General features: G+C 72.2%; 22 protein-coding genes, 1 tRNA gene and 2 pseudogenes. 14 read left to right on the forward strand and 11 right to left on the reverse strand.

All coding sequences use genetic code 11. From position 1 onward, the window contains the following. A pseudogene (locus ACFUNE_RS13520) lies at nt 1-199 on the forward strand (hypothetical protein); the annotation flags it as partial. Nucleotides 200-261: 62 nt separating this feature from the next. On the opposite strand, the gene pip reads toward ACFUNE_RS13520, so the two are convergent. Next, nucleotides 262-1,233 (reverse strand): prolyl aminopeptidase, encoded by a 972-nt coding sequence (pip, locus tag ACFUNE_RS13525; protein ID WP_383565963.1) that lies wholly within the window; start codon nt 1,231-1,233, stop codon nt 262-264. Between the two features lie 102 nt (nt 1,234-1,335). Here pip and ACFUNE_RS13530 point away from each other — a divergent pair. Beyond that, nucleotides 1,336-1,409: transfer RNA gene (locus tag ACFUNE_RS13530), tRNA-Trp, on the forward strand. Nucleotides 1,410-1,436: 27 nt separating this feature from the next. Here the strand turns inward: ACFUNE_RS13530 and nadE are convergent. Both nadE and ACFUNE_RS13540 read right to left on the reverse strand, forming a co-directional pair. Beyond that, nucleotides 1,437-2,267, reverse strand: coding sequence for an ammonia-dependent NAD(+) synthetase (nadE, locus tag ACFUNE_RS13535; RefSeq protein ID WP_383565965.1), 831 nt, complete (start codon nt 2,265-2,267; stop codon nt 1,437-1,439). A gap of 80 nt (nt 2,268-2,347) precedes the next feature. Continuing rightward, nucleotides 2,348-2,929, reverse strand: coding sequence for a hypothetical protein (locus ACFUNE_RS13540; protein WP_383565967.1), 582 nt, complete (start codon nt 2,927-2,929; stop codon nt 2,348-2,350). A gap of 209 nt (nt 2,930-3,138) precedes the next feature. Between ACFUNE_RS13540 and ACFUNE_RS13545 the strand changes: the two genes are divergently transcribed. Next, the gene (locus ACFUNE_RS13545) at nt 3,139-3,633 is read left to right on the forward strand and encodes a hypothetical protein (RefSeq protein WP_383565969.1); all 495 of its coding nucleotides are present in this window, start codon (nt 3,139-3,141) and stop codon (nt 3,631-3,633) included. 19 nt (nt 3,634-3,652) lie between these two features. Here the strand turns inward: ACFUNE_RS13545 and ACFUNE_RS13550 are convergent, their stop codons facing one another. The 3 genes from ACFUNE_RS13550 to ACFUNE_RS13560 all read right to left on the reverse strand — a co-directional run bounded on the left by ACFUNE_RS13550 (nt 3,653) and on the right by ACFUNE_RS13560 (nt 4,698). Further along, nucleotides 3,653-4,039: a VOC family protein gene (locus ACFUNE_RS13550; protein ID WP_383565971.1), complete on the reverse strand. Its 387-nt coding sequence runs from the start codon at nt 4,037-4,039 to the stop codon at nt 3,653-3,655. Further along, nucleotides 4,036-4,329, reverse strand: a complete 294-nt coding sequence (locus tag ACFUNE_RS13555) for an ArsR/SmtB family transcription factor (protein WP_383565973.1) — start codon at nt 4,327-4,329, stop codon at nt 4,036-4,038. Before ACFUNE_RS13555 ends, ACFUNE_RS13550 begins: the two co-directional genes overlap by 4 nt. A gap of 90 nt (nt 4,330-4,419) precedes the next feature. Further along, entirely contained in the window at nt 4,420-4,698 is a 279-nt protein-coding gene (locus ACFUNE_RS13560) for a metal-sensitive transcriptional regulator (RefSeq protein WP_383565975.1), read from the reverse strand. Between the two features lie 179 nt (nt 4,699-4,877). On the opposite strand from ACFUNE_RS13560, the gene ACFUNE_RS13565 reads away from it, so the two are divergent. Both ACFUNE_RS13565 and ACFUNE_RS13570 read left to right on the forward strand, forming a co-directional pair. Beyond that, complete coding sequence (locus ACFUNE_RS13565) at nt 4,878-5,666, forward strand: ABC transporter ATP-binding protein (protein ID WP_383565977.1); 789 nt, start codon at nt 4,878-4,880, stop codon at nt 5,664-5,666. A gap of 4 nt (nt 5,667-5,670) precedes the next feature. Further along, entirely contained in the window at nt 5,671-7,029 is a 1,359-nt protein-coding gene (locus tag ACFUNE_RS13570; protein WP_383565979.1) for an FtsX-like permease family protein, read from the forward strand. Here the strand turns inward: ACFUNE_RS13570 and ACFUNE_RS13575 are convergent. Continuing rightward, entirely contained in the window at nt 7,013-7,927 is a 915-nt protein-coding gene (locus tag ACFUNE_RS13575; protein WP_383565981.1) for a LysR family transcriptional regulator, read from the reverse strand. The two genes, ACFUNE_RS13570 and ACFUNE_RS13575, sit on opposite strands and share 17 nt — an antisense overlap. Before the next feature lie 179 nt (nt 7,928-8,106). Here ACFUNE_RS13575 and ACFUNE_RS13580 point away from each other — a divergent pair, with 179 nt between their 5' ends. The 3 genes from ACFUNE_RS13580 to ACFUNE_RS13590 all read left to right on the forward strand — a co-directional run bounded on the left by ACFUNE_RS13580 (nt 8,107) and on the right by ACFUNE_RS13590 (nt 10,143). After that, a complete protein-coding gene (locus ACFUNE_RS13580) occupies nt 8,107-9,009 on the forward strand; it encodes a DMT family transporter (RefSeq protein WP_383566726.1) in 903 nt (300 codons plus the stop codon). Between the two features lie 52 nt (nt 9,010-9,061). Then, a complete protein-coding gene (locus ACFUNE_RS13585; protein ID WP_383565983.1) occupies nt 9,062-9,367 on the forward strand; it encodes a hypothetical protein in 306 nt (101 codons plus the stop codon). A gap of 92 nt (nt 9,368-9,459) precedes the next feature. Continuing rightward, entirely contained in the window at nt 9,460-10,143 is a 684-nt protein-coding gene (locus ACFUNE_RS13590) for an SMI1/KNR4 family protein (protein ID WP_383565985.1), read from the forward strand. A 35-nt stretch (nt 10,144-10,178) separates the two neighbouring features. On the opposite strand, the gene ACFUNE_RS13595 is transcribed toward ACFUNE_RS13590, so the two are convergent. Further along, entirely contained in the window at nt 10,179-10,922 is a 744-nt protein-coding gene (locus tag ACFUNE_RS13595; protein ID WP_383565987.1) for a class I SAM-dependent DNA methyltransferase, read from the reverse strand. Between the two features lie 10 nt (nt 10,923-10,932). Then, nucleotides 10,933-11,130, reverse strand: a pseudogene (locus tag ACFUNE_RS13600) (multiprotein-bridging factor 1 family protein); the annotation flags it as partial. Between the two features lie 82 nt (nt 11,131-11,212). Here ACFUNE_RS13600 and ACFUNE_RS13605 point away from each other — a divergent pair. Beyond that, nucleotides 11,213-11,638, forward strand: coding sequence for a hypothetical protein (locus ACFUNE_RS13605; protein ID WP_383565989.1), 426 nt, complete (start codon nt 11,213-11,215; stop codon nt 11,636-11,638). 17 nt (nt 11,639-11,655) lie between these two features. Continuing rightward, complete coding sequence (locus tag ACFUNE_RS13610) at nt 11,656-11,910, forward strand: hypothetical protein (protein ID WP_383565991.1); 255 nt, start codon at nt 11,656-11,658, stop codon at nt 11,908-11,910. On the opposite strand, the gene ACFUNE_RS13615 is transcribed toward ACFUNE_RS13610, so the two are convergent. Further along, nucleotides 11,895-12,509 (reverse strand): TetR/AcrR family transcriptional regulator, encoded by a 615-nt coding sequence (locus tag ACFUNE_RS13615; protein ID WP_383565993.1) that lies wholly within the window; start codon nt 12,507-12,509, stop codon nt 11,895-11,897. The genes ACFUNE_RS13610 and ACFUNE_RS13615 overlap by 16 nt on opposite strands. 107 nt (nt 12,510-12,616) lie before the next feature. On the opposite strand from ACFUNE_RS13615, the gene ACFUNE_RS13620 reads away from it, so the two are divergent. After that, nucleotides 12,617-13,645: an aldo/keto reductase gene (locus tag ACFUNE_RS13620; protein ID WP_383565995.1), complete on the forward strand. Its 1,029-nt coding sequence runs from the start codon at nt 12,617-12,619 to the stop codon at nt 13,643-13,645. A 54-nt stretch (nt 13,646-13,699) separates the two neighbouring features. Here ACFUNE_RS13620 and ACFUNE_RS13625 read toward each other — a convergent pair whose 3' ends face one another. After that, nucleotides 13,700-14,755, reverse strand: a complete 1,056-nt coding sequence (locus tag ACFUNE_RS13625; RefSeq protein WP_383565997.1) for a hypothetical protein — start codon at nt 14,753-14,755, stop codon at nt 13,700-13,702. 129 nt (nt 14,756-14,884) lie between these two features. On the opposite strand from ACFUNE_RS13625, the gene ACFUNE_RS13630 reads away from it, so the two are divergent. The 3 genes from ACFUNE_RS13630 to ACFUNE_RS13640 all read left to right on the forward strand — a co-directional run bounded on the left by ACFUNE_RS13630 (nt 14,885) and on the right by ACFUNE_RS13640 (nt 17,435). Further along, nucleotides 14,885-15,508: a TetR/AcrR family transcriptional regulator gene (locus tag ACFUNE_RS13630; RefSeq protein WP_383565999.1), complete on the forward strand. Its 624-nt coding sequence runs from the start codon at nt 14,885-14,887 to the stop codon at nt 15,506-15,508. A 102-nt stretch (nt 15,509-15,610) separates the two neighbouring features. Further along, the gene (locus tag ACFUNE_RS13635) at nt 15,611-16,492 is read left to right on the forward strand and encodes a DUF4429 domain-containing protein (protein ID WP_383566001.1); all 882 of its coding nucleotides are present in this window, start codon (nt 15,611-15,613) and stop codon (nt 16,490-16,492) included. A gap of 298 nt (nt 16,493-16,790) precedes the next feature. Further along, nucleotides 16,791-17,435, forward strand: coding sequence for a TetR/AcrR family transcriptional regulator (locus ACFUNE_RS13640; RefSeq protein ID WP_383566003.1), 645 nt, complete (start codon nt 16,791-16,793; stop codon nt 17,433-17,435). Nucleotide 17,436 lies beyond the last annotated feature (1 nt).

Raw genomic sequence — 17,436 nt, forward strand, 5'->3', positions numbered from 1 at the left:
TTTCACGAAGCAGATCGGGTCGAGTTTCCATCTGATGAACCGTCTGACGCTGGCGGACATCAATGCGGACGGCAAGGCTGATGTCGTGGCGACGGGGCGTACGACGGGTGATCTGAACCTCTACACGAGCAGCGGGGACGACATCACCGGCGCCGGTGTCATCGGCCACGGCTGGAACACCGTCAAGCACCTCGTCTGACCACGGCCTCCGGATGCCACGAAGTGCCGGCCGGTCACCGGCCGGCACTTCCTGTCGTCTCCCTACCGGACGGCGAACCGGTCCAGCGCGGACAGCACCGCACGGGAGGTCGCCGGGCCGCCCAGGTGGCCCGCGTCGTCGATCACCGTCAACTCGGCTTCCGGCCAGGCCTTCGCCAGCTCCCAGGCGGTGGTCAGCGGACCGCCAAGGTCGAAGCGTCCGTGCACCAGGACGCCCGGGATGCCCGCGAGGCGGCCGGCGTCGCGGATCAGCTGCCCCTCCTCCAGCCACGCGGCGTGGGAGAAGTAGTGCGCGCAGATCCGGACGAACGCCTCCTGGGCGCGGGCCGGCCTGCCGCCGTACGGGGCCGGGCCGGTGTACGGCTCCATGGACAGCACCGCGTCCTCCCAGGCGCACCAGTCGGCCGTCGCCCGGGCCCGTACGTCCGGGTCGGGGCTCTCCATCCGCCCGGCGTACGCGGCGACGAGGTCCCCGGGGCCCGCGGCCTCAGGAACGCCCGCCCGGAACAGGTCCCAGGCCTCGGGGAAGATCTGCCCGGCGCCCCTGTACAGCCAGTCGATCTCGCCGCGCCGGGTCGTCGTCACCGCGGGGATCACGATCTCCGTGACCCGCTCCGGGTGCTGTTCGGCGTACGCGAGGATCAGGGTGGAGCCCCAGGAGCCGCCGTACAGCAGCCACTTCTCGATGCCGAGGTGGGCGCGCAGGAGCTCCATGTCCGCGAGCAGGTGCGCCGTCGTGTTGTGCCGCATGTCGGCGGCCGTATCGCTCGCGTGCGGGGTGGAGCGGCCGCAGTTGCGCTGGTCGAAGAGCACGACGCGGTAGAGGTCCGGGTCGAAGTACTGCCGGGGCCGGGTGCCGCACCCCGAGCCGGGCCCGCCGTGGACGACGAGGGCGGGCTTGCCCGCGGGGTTGCCGCAGACCTCCCAGTGCACGAGGTTGCCGTCTCCGACGTCCAGCATCCCCTGGTCGTAGGGCTCGATCGGCGGGTACTTCTCGTCGGGCTTCCTGTCCACGGCTGCGGTTCCCCTCGGTCGACGGGGTGCCCAGGGGAGGGCGTCTCCCCTCGGCACACCGTGGCGTACGCGGACGGGCGCCGGTAGCGTGTCGGTCCGGGCGGAGCCGTAGCGCAGAGGTCGTCGCGCCGGTCTCCAGAACCGTGAGGACGCCGGTTCGATTCCGGCCGGCTCCGCCCCTCTCCGGATTCCGTGCTGTCCCGCTACGGCGCGATGGGCAGTCGGCGCTTGTGGTCGGTGAGGCGGTAGCGGGCGACGATCGTCTCGAAGGCCTGCTCGTCCACCGGCTTGCCCTCCAGGAAGTCGTCGATGGTGTCGTAGGTGACGCCGAGCGCGTGCTCGTCGGCCTTGCCCGGGTCGAGCGTCTCCAGGTCGGCGGTCGGCACCTTTCCGACCAGCTCGGCGGGGGCGCCCAGCGTCTCCGCGACGGCGCGCACCCGACGCTTGGTGAGCCCGGTCAGCGGGACCAGGTCGGCGGCGCCGTCACCGAACTTGGTGAAGAAGCCCGAGACGGCCTCGGCCGCGTGGTCCGTGCCGACGACGAGGCCGTTGTGCGCTCCGGCCACCGCGTACTGGGCGATCATGCGCTGCCGGGCCTTCACGTTGCCGACCACGAAGTCCTGGTGGTGCGGGTCGCGGAAGGTCACGTCGCCGGTGAGCAGGGACGCCTGCGTGGCGTCGGTCGCGGGCTTGATGTCCACGGTGAGCACCTGGTCGGCCTGGATGAAGGAGAGCGCGAGCTGGGCGTCGCGCTCGTCGGCCTGGACCCCGTAGGGAAGCCGCATCGCGTAGAAGCGCGCCTCGTGGCCGGCGGCCCTGGCCCGCTCGACGGCGAGCTGGCACAGTCGGCCGGCGGTGGTGGAGTCGACGCCGCCGCTGATGCCGAGCACCAGGGAGCGCAGACCCGTGGAGGTCAGCCGCTCGGTGAGGAAGGCCACCCGGCGCTCGATCTCCTTCTCGGCGTCGAAGGTCTCCGCGACCTCCAGCTCCCGGGCGATCTCCTGCTGCAGGGCGATGGACGCCGGCTCGCTCACGTCTGCTCCTCGTTCCGGTTCACGACGGTCTGTCGCGCCCACCCTACCCAGGGGCGGATTCCGGCCCGGCCGGTGCGCTCTCAGCCTCTGACCGCCACGTGGAAGGCGGACGCCCACAGCGTCACCGCGGAGGCCAGGCCCACAACGGCGCGCACGCCTCCGTCCGAGAGTCCGGCCGTGATGAGCGCGAAGCCGACGACCGCGACGGCGGACAGCAGCGCGGCTGTCCCCTTGTACTGCCACTGGTCGTAGAGGCGCGCGAGCGGGACGAAGTGCAGGCCGACGACCAGTGCGATGGCCGGCGGGATGAAGGCGGGGTGGCCCGAGGCGTTGGACGCGGCGATCACCGCGAAGATCGCCGCGAGCTCGACGACGTTCACGATGCCGACCGAACGCGCCCAGTTGTGGGGCAGGTCGACCATGCGGGGGGAGGGGGCGGCACTCTTGCGGTACGCGAGGAGGACCGCCGCCGCGGTGACGGGTACAGCGATGATCTCGACGGTCAGGGCGGCGCCCCCCGAAGCGAGCCCGGACGCCCCGGCGAAGGCCCAGACGAGGGCGAACACCGACAGGACGACGGTGCCCCGGCGGCGCAGGGTCCGGGTGAGGGCCGCGCACTCGGCATCCGGGACCGAGGGCGTCGTGGGGGTCGGCTGGATCATTCGGCGAGGCTACAGCGATCACCGGGCCCCTTCGGCGCTTTCGGGACGAGGGGGGAATGCCTCCACTTGCGGAGGCTCCACGTCCGCCCCGCACCGGCCCGACCTGCCGGTTCCGGGGCGCCGCCGTACGGCCGGGGCGCCCGTCCCGCCGCCGTGAAAGGCTGGGCGTGAAGGACGATCCGTGACTGAGCGACGAGGAGGCGGACGGCGTGGACGCGACCCCGCAGGTGCTGGCGGTGCTGGACGAGCTCCTGGCCTCCGCCGCCGCCGATGAGCGCGGTGCGCTGTGGCATCTCGCTGAACAGGGACGGGAGTTGGACGCCAACGTCGTCCGCCTGCCGGCGGGCGCGGCGGTGGGTGAGCACCAGGAGGACGTGCTGGACGTGCTCCTCGTCGTCCTCGCGGGCGGCGGCAGCCTGCGTACGGGCGGCGGCGACGTGCTGGACCTCGCCCCGATGGCGGTCACCTGGCTGCCCCGCACGTCACGGCGCGCCCTGAGGGCGGGGCCCGAGGGGTTGGTGTACCTCACGGTGCACCGCCGGCGCCCCGGGCTCGCGATCAAGCCGGCCGTGCGGACTCCCGCGTACGAGGGCGGCGAGGCGCCCTGCATGCTGGACCTGGTGTGCCCGGGGTGCGGGCGGCTGTCGGCGGACCGGGCGCCCGCGTTCTGCAGCGCGTGCGGGGAACCGTTCCCGGAGCGGTAGCGGTCCGGGCGCGGGCTCCCTATGCGCCGTCCAGGATCTGGATCAGGTTGCCGCAGGTGTCGTCCAGGACCGCGGTGGTGACCGGTCCCATTTCCAGCGGCTCCTGGGTGAAGTGCACGCCGAGCCCGCGCAGCCGGTCGAACTCCCCGGCCACGTCGTCGACGGCGAAGGCGGCGAGCGGGATGCCGTCCTTGGCCAGCCCGTCCCGGTAGGCCTTCACCACGGGATGGCCGGAGGGCTCCAGGAGGAGTTCCGTCCCGTCGGGTGCCTCCGGCGAGACCACGGTCAGCCAGCGGTGCTCGCCCAGCGGGACGTCGTGCTTCTTCACGAAGCCGAGCACCTCGGTGTAGAAGCGCAGGGCCTTTTCCTGGTCGTCGACGAATACGCTGGTCCGCTGGATCTTCAAGGGGTGCTCTCCGGGGTGTCGGGCCTGAGCCACCGGGTCGCGATGCGCTCGAGGGGTTCGGTGTTCAGGTCGTGGAACTTGTAGCGGCCCTCGCGCCGCGGGACGACCAGGCCCGCGGATTCCAGGACGGCCAGGTGCTGGCTGATCGCCTGGCGGGACAGCCCCAGGCCGTGTTTGGTGACCAGCCGCGCGCATATCTCGAACAGGGTCTGCCCGTCGCGGTCCACCAGCTCGTCGAGGATGCGCCGACGGGTGGGGTCGGCCAGCGCCTTGAAGACATCCTGCGTCATGACCTGACCATAGGCAAGCATCTGCTTGCCTATCAAGGGGGTCCGTCGGCCTTCCGACGCCTCGTGCCGCTCCGTCTCGCTGCCCTGTCGTCAGGCCAGCGAGAGGAAGAGCTTCTCCAGGCGGGCGCGCATCCGGTCCTTGTCGGCGGGCGTCTGCTCCTCGTCGGCCAGGCACTGTTCGAGCCCCGAGGCGATGATGGAGAACCCCGCCCGGTCCAGGGCCCGGGACGCCGCGGCCAGCTGGGTGACCACGTCCTCGCAGTCCCTGCCCTCCTCGATCATCCTGATGACCCCGGCGATCTGCCCCTGGGCCCGGCGCAGCCGGTTCAGCGCGGACTTCAACTCATCCGCCGCCATGTCGAGTTGCACAGTTCCTCCCGCGTTCCGATGAATACCCCCAGGGGTAACGTACCCGGGTGTTTCCCCCCGTGCGGGGTGTATCCAGCGCCACCCGGCAGTCGGGGCGTACGCCCAATGTGCTCGTCCGCCGCCGTCCGTAGCGTCGTCGACGAGGCGCAGAGCGCGTCCGACGGGCAGAGGGGGAGACCATGTTCACTCGCGAGCGGCAGCCCAGGAGCCGGACCGCGGAGGCTCTGCGGCTGGTTTCGGTGAGCAAGGTGTACGGCACCGGTGACAGCGAGGTGACCGCCCTGGACGGGGTGACCCTGAGCCTGCCGACGGGAAGCTTCACCGCCGTCATGGGGCCCTCGGGCTCGGGGAAGTCCACGCTGCTCCAGTGTGCGGCGGGCCTGGACAGGCCCGACCGGGGGCAGATCCTCGTGGACGGCGAGGAGATGGGCGGCGGGAGTGAGGCGGCACTGACGAGGTTCCGCCGGGACCGGATCGGCTTCATCTTCCAGCAGTACAACCTGCTGCCCACCCTGACCGTCGAGGAGAACACCTCGCTGCCCCTGCGGCTGGCCGGCCGGAAGGCCGACCCCGGGCGCGTCCGCGCGATCCTGGCGCAGGTGGGGCTGGGGGAGCGTCTGGGCCACCTCCCCGACGAGCTCTCCGGCGGGCAGCGCCAGCGCGTCGCGATCGCGCGTGCCCTGGTGACCAGGCCGGGCGTGATCTTCGCCGACGAGCCCACCGGCGCCCTGGACACGCGCAGCGCACGCGATGTGCTGAGCCTGCTGCGGGAGAGCGTCCGCTTGCACGGATCCACCGTCGTCCTCGTGACGCACGACCCGGTGGCCGCCTCCTGGGCCGACTCGGTGCTCTTCCTCGCGGACGGAAGGCTGGCGGGACACCTCACCGCTCCCACCGCCGAGGCCGTGGCCGAACGCATGACCCACCTGGGCGACCGGGCGGCCGAGCAGCGCGCGATGGAGGTGTGAGCCGATGCTGTTCCTTGCCGTTCGCTCGATCCGGAAGCGTCCGGGGCGCTTCCTCGCCACCCTGCTGTCGGCGTTCCTCGGCGCCGTGATCATCATGACGTTCAGCTCCCTGCACGACACGGCCGCGGCGCCCGGCGTCGACAGGGTCAGCTCGGAGTCCATGACCATCTCCGCGACTGTCGTCGGCGGATACGGCTCCCTCCTCGTCTTCTTCGCTATCGCCTCCACCCTCACCGTCGGCGTCCGCCAGCGCGCCGAGGAGATCCATCTGCTGCGCTGCACAGGAGCGACCCCGGCCCAGATCACGCGCATGGTCGTCGGCGAGTCCGCCGCGGTGGCACTGGCCGGAGCGGTGCTCGCCATCGGGCCCGCGGTGCTCGGCGGGCGTCTCCTGCTCGACCTGTTCAAGGACAGCGGCCAGGTCGCGGCCGGCGTCGATCCGGCCTTCGGCGTGATGGCGCTCGGCTCCGGTTTCGGCATCGCGTTCCTCGCCTCGGTCGGCGCCGCGTTCCTCGCCGTACGCCGCGCGACCGCGACCGGGGCCGGGGCCGGGGCCGGGTCCGGAGCCCGGGGCGCGTCCCGCGGCAAGGGCCGTACCCTCGCCGGCTGCGCCGCGCTGGTGGCCGGCACGGGGGGAGTCCTGACGACGTACGCCGTCGACAGCACCGAGGAGATGCTGATGGCGTTCCCCGCCTACGGTGCGATCCTGCTCTCCGTCGGATTCGCCGTCCTCGCCCCCGCCCTGCTGGGCCGGCTGCTGGGACTGCTCCGGGGCCCCCTGGCGGCAGTGGGCGGGGCGGGCGGCCATCTCGGTGCACTCAATCTGCGCCGCCGCGGCAGGGAACTGGCCGGAGTGCTCATGCCGATGATCATCTTCACCGGCATGGCCACCGCGACCCTCTACATCCAGGGCGTGGAGAGCGACTGGGTCGCTTCGTCGGGCCTGGACAAGACCGTCGACGACAAGAACCTGGAGACCCTCAACCTGGTCGTCGTCGGCATCATCGTCGTCTTCTCCTGCATCATGCTCGTCAACAGCCTCTACGCGGCGACCACGTACCGCAGCCGCGAGTTCGGACAGCAGCGCCTCGCCGGTGCCACACCCGGCCAGGTCCTGGGCGTGGTCGGCTGGGAAGCGGTCATCCTGACGCTGACCGGTCTGGTGCTGGGCACCGTCGCGGGAATCGCGGGGATCATCCCCTTCACGATGGTCCGCACCGACCAGGTGCTGCCCGACCAGGGGCCCGGCACCTGGCTGGCCATCATGGCCGTCGCCGCCGTGGCCACCTTCGGCACGAGCCTCGCGACCGCGAGCAGGACGCTCCGCACCCCGGCCGTCGACGCCGTCACCGTGGCCGCGTGAGGCGGCCGGGGGCGGGGCCGTGTTCCCGGCGGTAGAGGTCCGTGGCCAGGGCGACGGCGGTGTGGGTGGCCGGGTGGGCGTCGTGGGTCCGCCAGATGAGGTGCACCGGGACGGGGTCCGCGTCGCGCAGGGGGCGGTAGGTGATGCCGTCGCGCCGGTACTGGGCGGCGGTCGCCCTGGGGGTGAGGCCGACGCAGCGACCGGTGGCGATGGCATCCAGCCAGTCGTCGATGTCGTGGGTGTACTCCACGGAGGGCCGCTCGTGTTCGGGCCACAGGTCCAGGGTGGTGGTCCCGGTCCGGCGGTCGATCGCCAGGGTGCGGCCCAGGATCTCGTCGAGGCGGATGCTGCGGCGCCCGGCCCAGGGGTCGTCGGAGGCCAGTGCGACGCAGCGGGCCTCGTGCCCGATCAGGGCGTGGGACCAGGACGTGAGGTCGAGCGGGGCGCGGACCACGGCGAGGTCGCACCGCCCCTCGGCCAGGCCGCCGGTGGGGCTGTTGTGGCGGACCAGACGCAGCTCGGTCTCGGGATGCTGTTCCTGCCAGCGGCGCTGGAATTCGGTGGTGCGGCTGCCGAAGGCGGACCAGGCGTGGCCGATGTGGAGGCGGGTGTGGCCGCCGGTGGCCTCGCGGACGAGCTCGTCGGCTCCCGCCAGCAGCACGCGCGCGCGGGCCAGGACCTGCACGCCGACGGTGGTGGGGGCGACGAAGCGGCTGGTGCGGTGCAGCAGCCGCACCCCCAGTACGCCTTCCAGCGCGGTGAGGGTGCGCGAGACGGCCGCCTGGGAGACGCCGAGTTCGTGGGCCGCGTCGGTGAAGCTGCCGGTGTCGATGATGGCGACCAGGCACCGCAGGTGTCTCAGCTCCACCGCGCCGGACGTCCTTCCCGTTGCATCCATGCGTCCAGCGTATAGATAGGCCGGCACTTGCATTTTGCGCATGCGGACCGGCGTCCCATCGTGGGCGCATGAAGCCCGCGCCGCCCCTCACCGCCGTCACTCCCGCCCCCAACGCCTCGCAGGCCACGGACGTGCGCGGGCCCGGCCGGTGCGGCGGGCGCTGGGGCGGGACGGCACTGATGCTGGGCAGCGGGCTGTCCAACCAGAGCGGAGCGGCCGTCGCGGCGCTGGCCTTCCCCGTGCTCGGCCCGGCCGGTGTGGTCGCGGTGCGCCAGTGGGTGGCCGCCGTCGTGCTCGGAGTGGCCGGCCGGCCGAAGCTGCGCGGGTTCACCGGAGCGCAGTGGCGTCCGGTGCTCTGTCTGGCGCTGGTCTTCGCCGGGATGAACCTGTCCCTGTACGCGGCGATCGAGCGGATCGGGCTGGGGCTGGCCGTCACGCTGGAATTCCTCGGCCCGCTGACCGTGGCCCTCGCCGGCTCGCGCCGCCGCACCAACCTCGCCGCTGCCCTGACCGCGGCAGGAGCGGTGGCCGTACTGGCGCGCCCCACACCCTCCACCGACTACGTGGGCATCGGCCTCGCCCTCCTGGCGGCGGTCTGCTGGGGCTGCTACATCCTCTGCAACCGCACCGTCGGCGCCCGGCTGCCGGGCCTGGAGGGCTCGGCAGCCGCAGCGCTGGTCTCCGGGGCCCTGTACCTGCCCGTGGGCGGGTGGGTCCTGTGGCACCACCCGCCCACACCGGCGGCGCTCGGCTGCGCACTGGCGGCCGGCGTGCTCTCCTCGGCCGTGCCGTTCGTGTGCGACCTGCTGGCGCTCCGCCGGGTGCCACCGCACTTCTTCGGCGTCCTCATGAGCGTCAACCCCGTCCTCGCCGCTCTGATCGGTCTCGCCGTCCTGGACCAGCACCTCGACGCCGCAGCGTGGACGGCCGTCGCCGTCATCGTCGCCGCCAACACCGCCGTCGTCGTCACCGCGTCCCGTGACGCCTCGCGTCGAGCGCCGCGTTCGCGTAGCGGGAGGGAGCCCGCCCCGGGAGAAGTACGGCCAGGAACTCACGGGCCTGTACAACGTTCTGACGAATGAACCGCGTTGTCCCGTGCTGGGCAGTGCGGCCGAACGAGGGGAGGCCTGGGAAATGATCTGGCGGTGGCCGGCGGCTCTGGGTGCGAATCTGCTTCTGGGATGCGTGGGGGTCGTCCCGTTCTGGCTGATCTACTATCTCGTGTCGAGCTGGCTGACGGGCCCGCCGCCGGAGGAGAACGACGGCATGCTGCTCTGGCTGCCGATCGCCGCCGTCGTCGTCATCCCCTACGCCCTGCTCTGGGCGGCCGTGAACCGAGCCGTCGTACGACGCAGTTCGTTCGCGCCGCCGACCTACTGGGCGATCAGCGGCCTGGCCACTCTGCTGCCGATGACGGCACTGATCATCAACAGCCCGTGACACACGGATACGAAGACGTGCGCATCGCGGGCCGGAGGGTAGTTGCCCCGGCCCCGCGGCCAGGTGTCAGTGGCTGGACGTACGGTCTGCGCATGGCTGATCAGTGGTGGACGGGCGTGCGTCGGCGGGTCGAGGCGGCGGGTGCGGGGCCTGGGAGCGGCGACGTGTTCGGGGCGTCGGGGCACGAGTGGGTCGTGGAGGAGCCGCTCACCCAGGAGGAGCTCGCCGAGCTGGAGGCTCACCTGGGCGTGCGGCTGCCGGAGGAGTACAGGGCGTTCCTGCTCCACATCGGCGCGGGCGGTGCCGGTCCCGCGTACGGCGTGTTCCCGGTTCGGCGCGTCGAGGGCAGCTGGCGCTGGGAAGGCGACGGCGCGGACCTGGCCGATCTGTCGAGGCTCGCCGAGCCGTTCCCCGACCGGGGCCCGGACCCGAAGCTTCTCGACGAGCTTCTTGCCCAGCGCCCCGAGGAAGAGGACTTCGACGACGCCATCGAGGACTTCGACGACGCCATGGAGGCGTGGGACGAGCGATGGGAGGCCGTCATGTTCGCCCCGGAGCGCACCGCCGGCGCCCTCGTGATCTCCCACCTGGGCTGCGCCCAGAGGGAGTGGCTGATCGTCAGCGGCAGCCACCGCGGCACGGTCTGGTCCGACTGCCGGGCGGACGACGCCGACCTCGCGCCGCTCCTGGGCGAGGACGGTACGCCGGTGACGTTCGCCCGCTGGTACGCCGCCTGGCTGGAGAAGGCCGAGCGCACGGCCCTTTCGGCGCCGTAGGGCGACCGCGGATCACGGCGACCGTGGCCAGAGGGTCACGCGGGCTTCTCCCAGACCGAGATGTGGCGTCCGCTCTCGTTCGTGAACGGCTCACGGCCCCAGTCCTCCCACCGCTCACGCAGCCGCAGCCCCGCGATCCGTGCCATCAGGTCCAGCTCCGCGGGCCACACGTAGCGGAACGGGATCGAGTGGAAGCGCCCCCGGCCGCCCTCGACCTCGATGTAGTTCGAGCTGACCGCCTGCGTGGCGACGTCGTACGCGTCGAACGCCCAGCCGGTGGAGTCCGCCTTGAACGGCACGACCCTCTGCCCGGCCGGAAGCCTCCGCAGCTCGGGCACCATCACCTCGATGACGAAGCAGCCGCCGGGGGAGAGGTGGGCGGCCACATTGAGGAAGCAGTCGACCTGCGCGTCCTGGGTCGTGAGATTCATGACCGTGTTGAAGACCAGGTAGGCGAGGGAGAACTCACCGTCCACCTTCGTCGTCGCGAAGTCGCCGATGCTCACGCCGATTTCGTCGCTGCTGCCGCCCGGCTTGGCCCGGAGCCGGTCCACCATGGCCCGCGACAGGTCGATCCCGTGGACCGGAACGCCCCGAGCCGAGAGCGGAAGGGCGATGCGCCCGGTCCCGATGCCCAATTCCAGAGCCCGGCCACCGCCCGCGAGCTCCGCCAGGAAGCCGACGGCCGGATCCACGGCCGCCGGAGCGAACATCCCGTCCGGTGAGTCGTCGTACGTCGCCGCGATCCGTTCCCCGAAGTAGCCGTCCTCGTCACTCATGCGCAGGACCGCCCAGCGCCTCGTCCGCACGTGGGACGAAGTCGCCCTTCGGTGGCCTCGCGCCCCGTTCGACCATTGCCACCTGGGACTTGGAGAAACCGATCTTCGTGCCCAGTGACTCCTGTGACAGTCCCGCCCGTTCGCGGTAGAACCGCAGCAGCGCGCCGAACTTCTCCGCGTTACCACTTCCAGGTTCACCGGAGTGCACAACTCCACCCCCTAAGTACACAACAGTGCACAGTCGGCTTGTGACGCTGGTCACGTTACGTGTTCGCCGTCACGCTTGGCTCATGGATCAGAGAAGTTCACTGGACCCGGTGCCGTGCTGGGTTCCCGCGAGTGGGCATGCGCTCCGGCATATCGGCGTCCACTTCGACGCCGTGCGGGTCATCGGGCCGGCGGGCGAGGAAGTCGCCTACGAGCTGATGCAGTTCACGGACTTCCGGGCGGGCCCGATCGTACGGTCGAGCGTCGGTGAGCGGAGTACGTACTTCCTGCTGCCGCCGCAGAGTGCCGCCGCGTACAGGTGGCCGGCCGGGGCGCGGCTCATGGGGCGGGACCTGCGGTGCGACGCGTTCGTGGGGATTCCCGCGCTGGAGGGCAGGACCTGGCCGCTGGACTGGCGCTCGCGACCCACCGGGGAGGCGCCGTTCGTGGACGCGAAACTGCTGTACGAGGTGGCGGTGGACGTCCTGGCGGGGCCGGGTGAGCCGTGATCGAGGAGTCCGGGCATATGCGGAAAGCACTCCACGGCATGACGCCGGAGCTGCTGACCTGCGCGGCCGCTCCCGAGAGTGAGGAGCACGTCTTCCGGCCGGTCGCCGACGGGACCGAATGCCGTGACTGCCGCAAGCGGGCCGCGTGGGAGTGCTGGGAGAGGCGCCGGGCCCCGGCCGAGCCGGAGGCCGACGTCCCGTCGTGGCGGCAGCGCTTCGCGACGCTGGGGGTGGCCGTCGAGGGGGAGGGGGCGGCTCAGGCCGCCCCGTAGCGGAGTCCGTCGACGAGCAGGGCGATCATCCGCCGGGTGTGACCGTCGCTGTCCTCCTGGGCGGACAGGGTCAGATTGCGGGTGGCGGTCAGCAGGTCGTCGGGGCTGATGTCGGAGCGGATCCCGCCCGCTTCGACGGCGGTCCCGATGAGCGTGGTGAGCACGGGCATCAGGCGCTCGTCGAAGTAGGACGGCAGGCTGTCGTAGGCCGTGTCCCCAGAGTGCAGTGCGGCGCTGAGTCCGCGCTTCGTGGCCAGGAAGAGGGCGAAGCGCTGCAGCCACTCGGCGAGCGCGTCGGCGGGTGCGAGCTGCGCGGCGAGGGCGGGTGCGGCGTCGGCGCAGGCGTCGACCTCGTGGCGGAAGACGGCGGCGATGAGGTCCGAGCGCTGCGGGAAGTGGCGGTAGAGGGTGCCCGCTCCGACGCCCGCCTTCGCGGTGATCCGGCGTACGGGCGCGTCCACCCCCTCGACGAGGAACACCTCCGCGGCTGCTGTGAGCAACGCGTCGGTGTTGCGGCGCACGTCTGCGCGCACGCGCTTGGGCGGCCGTTCCGCGGCCGCGCCGTCGTCGGCTTCCCGAGCCGTGTCCTCACTCACCATGCATCCCTTGCTAAACGGAACACTGTTCCGTATTGTCGAGGCTGAACGTTGTTCCGTTTTTCAGCCTAGCGCCCGCACCGGGGCTGGGCCACAGCGCGAGGAGCTTCATGAAATACCGCACACTGGGCCGGACCGGCATCAAGGTCAGCCCGTACTGCCTGGGCGCGATGATGTTCGGCGCCATGGGGAATCCCGATCACGACGAGTCCGTCCGCATCATCCACAAGGCACTCGACGCGGGCATCAACTTCGTGGACACCGCCGACGCCTACTCACGCGGCGAGTCGGAGGAGATCGTCGGAAAGGCGCTCAAGGGGCGCCGGGACGAGGTCGTCCTGGCCACCAAGGCGCACCTCCCCATGGGGGACGACCCCAACATGCGTGGGAACTCGCGGCGCTGGCTCGTCCGCGCCCTGGAGGACTCCCTGCGCCGCCTGGGCACCGACCACGTCGACCTGTTCCAGGTCCACCGGCCCGATCCGGACACCGACGTCGAGGAGACGCTCTCCGCGCTCACCGACCTGGTGCGGGCGGGCAAGGTCCGGCACATCGGCGCCTCGACGTTCCCCGCCTCGGACATCGTGGAGGCGCAGTGGGTCTCCGAGCGGCGGGGCCTGGAGCGCTTCCGCACCGAGCAGCCGCCCTACTCGATCCTCAACCGGGGCATCGAGCGCGAGGTGCTGCCCGCCTGTGAGCGCTACGGCATGGGCGCCCTGGTCTGGAGTCCTCTCGCGGGAGGCCTGCTCACCGGCCGCTACCGCAAGGGACGTACGCCCGACACCCACCGGGCCGCATTCGGCTTCAAGCACCTGAGCGACGAGCGGCGGCTGGACGCGGTCGAGGAGCTCATCACCGTCGCCCAGGACGCCGGGATGCCGCTGACCCACATGGCGACGGCCTTCGCGATCGCCCACCCGGGCGTCACCTCGGCGATCATCGGCCCGCGCACCATGGAGCACCTCGACGACCTCCTCGCGGGTGCCGGGACCACGCTGGACGACGAACTCCTCGACCGGATCGACGCCGTCGTGCCTCCGGGCACCGACATCGGAACGCTCGACGCGGCCTACGACCCTCCGGCCATCGAGCAGGCCCGCCTGCGCCGCCGCCTGCCCGACGAGCGCTCCGCCGCCTGAACCCGGGGCCGGGGCGCGGTCGTCGGCCTCACGCCGCCGTCGCCGGGCCGGCGTTCACCTCCGGGCCCGGCCTGCGCCGTACTCCGCGAGGGCGTGGAACGCGGCCTTGGGCTCCCACGGGACTCCGGGATACGCGGCGCCCGTCCTTCCGTCGGCGAGGACCTTGACCACACCGAAGGACGCCTTGTCGAAGTCGCGGTCGTCGTTCCCCGGTGCTGCCTCCCGGGCGTGCGGGAGGTCGTAGCGGGCGAAGGTGTAGACGAAGGCCGCGTCGATCCCGGACTCCTCGAAGGCGCCGAGCAGTTCGCGCACGTAGTCGGCCTGCTCCTGCTCGTCACGGACGACGGGGCGGGTGAACCGCGCGGGGCGGGCCCGGTCGTCCCACTCGACCACCCCGTCGGCCCGGCTCGCGATCTCCGCGCCGCCGCGTACGGGGGCGCAGCCGAACTCCGTGACCGCCGCCGGCTTGCCGTGCGAGGCCAGCGACTTCAGCCCGTCGGCGAGTTGGCCCGCGTTCCGTGCGTCGCGGTAGCCGGCGTCGGTGGCGACCAGGTCGAAAGGGGTCCAGTCGACGCCCTCGAACGGGAGCGAGGCGTACCCGACCCGGCCGCCGAACTCCGCCCGTACGGCTGCCACCGCCCTGCTCAGGAAGGCGTTGATCCGGGCGGACAGGGCGGACAGGGCGGGGAGCGCGGCCCGCAGCCGCTGGGGGTCGGAGAGCACCGCGACCCTCTCGGCCGTGTTGTCGCCGGGGAGGAAGCCGTCGGTGAAGAGGGAGATCTCCGACCCGGTGAGGAAGAGCACCTCGGCGCCGCCGCGCCGCAGCTTCTCCGCGCGCCTGGCGCTGTCCGTGAGGAAGTCGAACAGCTCGTCCTGGGTGAGGCCGTTGGTGAACGGGCAGTACCAGACGCCGAGTCCGGCCTCGGCCGCGAGCCGGGCAGCCGTCTCCAGGCGGTCGCGGTCGCCGCCGGTGATCCGGACGGCGTCGCAGCGCAGCTCCTCGCGGATGATCTCCATCTCCCGGCGGACGGTGTCCGGGTCGAACGGCTCGCGGGTGGTGGTTCCGGCGCTGGTGAAGCCGGTGTCGAAGTTGATGCCGAAGGTGCGCACAGCGGTCCTCCCGGTCGGGCATTTTAGGGTACCGACCGTACCCTATTGGGGGGCGTACCGCTGCCCGGATTTGATGCGCGCGGGCTCCGTGCCGTAGATATCGGCCTACGGGACGAGAGGGGACGACCAGTGCCGGAATCCGGTGACGGGCGGCAGGGCGGGGCATCGCGTCGGCGCGGAGCCGTGCTGGAGGAGGCGATCCTCCGGGCGGCGGCCGAGGTGCTGGGGGAGGCCGGTGTCGACGGCCTGACCATGGACGAGGTGGCCCGGCGCGCGGGCACCAACAAGAACGCGATCTACCGCCGCTGGCCGAACCGCGTCGCGCTCGGCGTGGCCGCCTACCGCAGGCTGGCCGCCACGGAGGTGACGGTGCCGGACACCGGCTCGCTGCGCCAGGACGCGCTGGAGCTGCTGCGGCGCGCGAACAGCACCTGGTCGTCGCCGTACGGAGAGATCCTGCGCGGCCTGATCTCGGCGGCCGGCAGCACGCCGGAGCTGCTCGCCGAGCTGCGCGCCCCGGCGGCCGAGGGCGACGCCTACGAGGACGCGTGGACGGCTGCCGTCGGCCGGGCGGTCGCCCGCGGAGAGGCCCCGCCCGGGTCGCAGCATCCCCGGGTCGTGTCCGTGCCGGTGGCGCTGCTGCGCAACGAGTACGTGACGCGGGGCGTCCCGGCCGTACCGGACGCCGTGCTGGCCGAGATCGTGGACGAGGTCTTCCTGCCGCTGCTCAGGGGCAGGGGCGGCGCCGCCTGACCACGCCCGGACGGCCGGCCGGTCCCGACGGTGCGCGGCGGCCGGTCCCGGTGGTGAGCGGTTCAGGGCCCGCGCGCCGGTGCGCCTGGCAGAATCCGCCGTATGGCGGACATCATCTCGCGCGACGGTACGTGGAGCTTCGACGGGGACACGGTGCGGATCGTCCCCGGCAGCAAGGTGCACCCGGTGCGGCAGGCCCTCGGTGAACTCGCCGTCCCGCTGCAGGCTGTGGCGGGCGTCTCGTACGAGCCCGACCGCAAGGGCGGCCGTCTGCGGCTGAGGCTGCGCACCGGTGCGTGCCCCGTCCTGCGGGCGGCGGACGGGCGGCTGAAGGATGCCTCCGACCCGTATCAGCTCGTCGTCGAGAAGGACCGCACGGGCGTGGCCGAGTACCTCGTCGACGAGATACGCAACGCCCTCCTGATCGAGCAGGTGTCCGACGGCCCGGTGGACGGCTTCCTGCTGCCGGGGCCTTCGGTCCCGGTGTCGGGCGGCGGCGGGGACGGCACGGCGTCCTTCGACGGGGAGGCGGTCCGCCTCACATGGAACTGGAAGGCGGAGGAGTCGAAGGAGGCGGCCGGCGCCGTCACCATCCCGCTGTCGGAGGTGACCGGCGTGCGCTGGATACCCTCGATCGGGCTGGAGAACGGCTCCCTGCGCTTCGACCGGGGAGGTGCCGTGTCGGTCACGCCCGCCAAATTCGACCCGTACTCGCTGGAGTTGTGGGGTCTGTCGAAGCGGGAGTACACCGCGGTCCTGGTCGCCGCCGCCGTCCTCGTACGCATGCCGGCACCCGCTGGGACCGCCGCGCTCGCCGCCCCGCAGGAGGCCGCCCCGGCGCTCGCACCGGTGCCCGCCCCGGCCGCCGACGACCACGACGTGCTGCTGAGGCGGCTGCGCGAGCTGGGGGAGCTGTACGCGGCAGGCATCCTCACCGACGAGGAGTTCGCCACCGCGAAGCAGGCGGTGCTGAAGCGGCTCTGAGGCGTCGCGCCGGCCGGTGCCTTCGGGGCGGGGTCCTCCGGGGACCAGTCCGCCGGTCACGGGACGAGGGGCGCGTCCGCGCTGAGCGGCCGTCCTCCCCGGCGGGGGTACTCCTGTGCGAGCTGTCACCGGTCCTGGCGGAATTCCGGCCGAACCGCGCGGTGCGGGAGCAATCGGGTCGGACGTACCGGGACAATGGCGCACGCGCCATCCCAGAGGCGCCCGAGCCCTCCTCCGGTCCTCGCGACTGCTCAACGGCGAGCGTGCGCACCGGATATGGGCAGACCAAGGAGGACCCGTGGTGGATGTTCAGGTGGACCAAGTGACCGGTGTGGTCGACGGTGCGCGTGCGCGGGCCCGTGGGCTGCTCCTCGACGCCGGACTGGAGCTGTTCGGGGTGTACGGCTACGCGCAGACCTCGGAGCAGGCCCTGTGTGACATGGCAGGGGTGCCGGAGGAGGTGCTCTGGGAGGAGTTCGGCTCCCGGGAGGGCCTGTTGACGGAGCTGCACAACCGGATCACCACCAGCGGACTGCGGGCGGCGGAAGTGGCCCTGCTCTCCGAGGGGATGGACGACTGTCCGATGGGGCAGCGCTTCCGGCGCCTCTTCGACGCCTACGTGTCGGCGGTGACCCGGGACCTGCGCGAGGCGCGGGTGACCTTCGTGGAGGTGCTGGGCGTGAGCCCGGCGGTGGACGCGCACTGCAAGCGGTGGCGCGACCTGTGGGCCGACTTCCTGACCGGCGAGGCCGAGCGTGCGGCGGTGCGGGGCGAGGCGGAGGAGCGGGACCACCGGGTGGTGGTGATGGTGATGGTCGGCTCGGTCCACGAACTCATGGCCCACCACGTCCGCCGGCCGCGCCGGGCCCGGCCGTACGAGGTGTCGGAGGAGCTGACCCGGCTCGGGCTGGAGATGCTGGGCGCCACACCGAAGCCGGAGTAGT

Source organism: Streptomyces sp. NPDC057287, from assembly GCF_042667905.1.
GTDB lineage: Bacteria > Actinomycetota > Actinomycetes > Streptomycetales > Streptomycetaceae > Streptomyces.

Bases quoted from the DNA above. Each gene is read 5' to 3' on its own strand.
- ACFUNE_RS13575 (WP_383565981.1), bottom strand. From the start codon at position 7,927: ATGGATGCAACGGGAAGGACGTCCGGCGCGGTGGAGCTGAGACACCTG.
- ACFUNE_RS13585 (WP_383565983.1), top strand. From the start codon at position 9,062: ATGATCTGGCGGTGGCCGGCGGCTCTGGGTGCGAATCTGCTTCTGGGA.
- ACFUNE_RS13610 (WP_383565991.1), top strand. From the start codon at position 11,656: ATGCGGAAAGCACTCCACGGCATGACGCCGGAGCTGCTGACCTGCGCG.
- ACFUNE_RS13595 (WP_383565987.1), bottom strand. From the start codon at position 10,922: ATGAGTGACGAGGACGGCTACTTCGGGGAACGGATCGCGGCGACGTAC.
- ACFUNE_RS13570 (WP_383565979.1), top strand. From the start codon at position 5,671: ATGCTGTTCCTTGCCGTTCGCTCGATCCGGAAGCGTCCGGGGCGCTTC.
- ACFUNE_RS13565 (WP_383565977.1), top strand. From the start codon at position 4,878: ATGTTCACTCGCGAGCGGCAGCCCAGGAGCCGGACCGCGGAGGCTCTG.
- ACFUNE_RS13580 (WP_383566726.1), top strand. From the start codon at position 8,107: ATGCTGGGCAGCGGGCTGTCCAACCAGAGCGGAGCGGCCGTCGCGGCG.
- ACFUNE_RS13590 (WP_383565985.1), top strand. From the start codon at position 9,460: ATGGCTGATCAGTGGTGGACGGGCGTGCGTCGGCGGGTCGAGGCGGCG.
- ACFUNE_RS13555 (WP_383565973.1), bottom strand. From the start codon at position 4,329: ATGACGCAGGATGTCTTCAAGGCGCTGGCCGACCCCACCCGTCGGCGC.
- ACFUNE_RS13620 (WP_383565995.1), top strand. From the start codon at position 12,617: ATGAAATACCGCACACTGGGCCGGACCGGCATCAAGGTCAGCCCGTAC.
- ACFUNE_RS13540 (WP_383565967.1), bottom strand. From the start codon at position 2,929: ATGATCCAGCCGACCCCCACGACGCCCTCGGTCCCGGATGCCGAGTGC.
- ACFUNE_RS13605 (WP_383565989.1), top strand. From the start codon at position 11,213: ATGGATCAGAGAAGTTCACTGGACCCGGTGCCGTGCTGGGTTCCCGCG.
- ACFUNE_RS13615 (WP_383565993.1), bottom strand. From the start codon at position 12,509: ATGGTGAGTGAGGACACGGCTCGGGAAGCCGACGACGGCGCGGCCGCG.
- ACFUNE_RS13635 (WP_383566001.1), top strand. From the start codon at position 15,611: ATGGCGGACATCATCTCGCGCGACGGTACGTGGAGCTTCGACGGGGAC.